This window comes from Micromonospora sp. ABR4_055 (genome assembly GCF_056160425.1).
Genome location: NZ_JBSWXD010000301.1, coordinates 1 through 1,988, shown reverse-complemented (window position 1 = coordinate 1,988; position 1,988 = coordinate 1). Strand labels below are relative to the sequence as shown.

Annotated in this window: 2 protein-coding genes; both read right to left on the bottom strand. The window is 73.1% G+C overall.

From position 1 onward, the window contains the following. On the bottom strand, positions 1-1,173 hold a 1,173-nt coding region (locus ACXAHD_RS32015), incomplete at its 3' end, for a thiamine pyrophosphate-binding protein (RefSeq protein WP_475055146.1). Positions 1,174-1,370: 197 nt separating this feature from the next. Then, the coding region (locus ACXAHD_RS32010) for an EAL domain-containing protein (protein WP_475055145.1) at positions 1,371-1,988 on the bottom strand (618 nt) is incomplete at its 5' end.

Sequence of the window (1,988 nt, the reverse complement as noted above, 5' to 3'; positions counted from 1 at the left end):
GTCGCCGGCAGGGCCGGCGGGGCGCACCGCCGGGCGGCTGGCGGGGGGGGCGGCCCGCTCCGCCGCCGGGTACGCCTCGATCAGCTCGTCGATGACGTGCCGCGCGTCGCCGACGATCGGCACGTCGGCGGTACGGTTCTTGCCGATCTCGGCCGGGTCGATGTCGGCGTGCACCACCGCCGCGCCCGAGGCGAAGGAATCCAGCTTGCCGGTCACCCGGTCGTCGAACCGGGCGCCGAGAGCCACGATCAGGTCCGCCTTCTGCAGCGCGTACACCGCCGCGACGGTGCCGTGCATGCCGGGCATGCCCAGATGCTGCGGGTGCGAGTCGGGGAACGCGCCCCGGGCCATCAGCGTGGTGACCACCGGGATGCCGGTCAGTTCGGCGAGCCGGCGCAGCCCCTCGGTGGCCTGCGCCTTGAGCACGCCGCCGCCGACGTAGAGCACCGGGCGGCGGGCACCGGCCATCAGCCGGGCCGCCTCGCGGATCTGCTTGCCGTGCGGGTGCAGGGTCGGCCGGTAGCCGGGCAGGTCCAGCGTCGGCGGCCAGGCGAAGGTGGTCTGCGCCTGCAGCACGTCCTTGGGGATGTCGACCAGCACCGGGCCGGGCCGGCCGGTGGCCGCCAGGTGGAACGCCTCGGCGAGCACCCGGGGGATCTCCTCGCCCGACTGCACCAGGTAGTTGTGCTTGGTGATCGGCAGGGTGATGCCCTGGATGTCGGCTTCCTGAAAGGCGTCGGTGCCGATCGACGGGCGGGCCACCTGGCCGGTGATGGCCACGATCGGCACCGAGTCCATGTACGCGTCGGCGATCGGGGTGACCAGGTTGGTGGCACCCGGACCGGAGGTCGCCATGCACACCCCGACCCGACCGGTGGCCTGGGCGTAGCCGGTCGCGGCGTGCCCGGCGCCCTGCTCGTGGCGGACCAGGATGTGCCGCACCGTCGAGTCGTACAGCGGGTCGTAGGCCGGCAGGATCGCCCCGCCGGGGATGCCGAACACCACGTCGACGCCGAGTGCCTCCAGGGACCGGACCAGGCAACCCGCGCCGGAGACCGGCACCGGCGGGGCCGGCGGCGGGGTCACGGCGTTGGCGAGGGTGACCGGGGTCGGCGCGGCCGCCGCGGCCGAGTGCGCGCGGTGGGCGAGGGTCTCGGGCGTGGGTCTCGTCATGACGATTCAGGCCTTCAGCTCAGTGGTCTCGTGACATGGGTCTCGGCGGCGTATCCGGCAGATGGGACCGATCGGCCGGAACCGGCAGGGATGTGGCAATAAAAACGGCCCTCGTGCAGATGCACGGGGCCAGCGCACTCTCGATCGGAGAGTGCGCTCAGGTAAGTACTCGAGACGACAGAGTCAGCGACATGGGGCTAAGCCTGACGCATCTCACGCGATGAGTCAACTGATCTCACATCCTGGGCGGCTAATGACGCCGCACCGGCGCTGGCCTGCTGATCTTCGCCGGGACGGCGGCGGCCGCCGATTCCATGCCGGTTACCGGACGACGTCGCCGCAGACAGCATCGCCTCCAGATGCTCGGCCGGCACCCCCCAGCCGAACAGCGCACCCTGCCCGAACCGGCAGCCCGCCTCCACCACGACGGCCAGCTCGGCCTGGTTGGTCACCCCCTCGGCGATGACCTCCAGACCCAACTGGTGCCCGAGCCGCATCACCACGTCGACCATCGGCGCGAACGCCCGCCGACCCGGCAGCGGCGGCGCGACCGGCCCCTGCTCCGCCACCAGGCTGTGGTCGATCTTGAGAATGTCGATCGGCAGGTTCCGCAGCTGGCCGAGCGACGAGTAGCCGGCGCCGAAATCGTCCAGGGCGATCCGTACCCCGGTGGCGCGCAGCGCCTTCAGCCGGCGGATCAGCTCCGCGAGGTCCCGGGCGACGGCATGCTCGGTGACCTCCAGCACCAGGCGTTGCGGGGGGGGGGGGGGGGGGGGGGGGGGGGGGGGGGGGGGGGGGGGGGGGGGGGGGGGGGG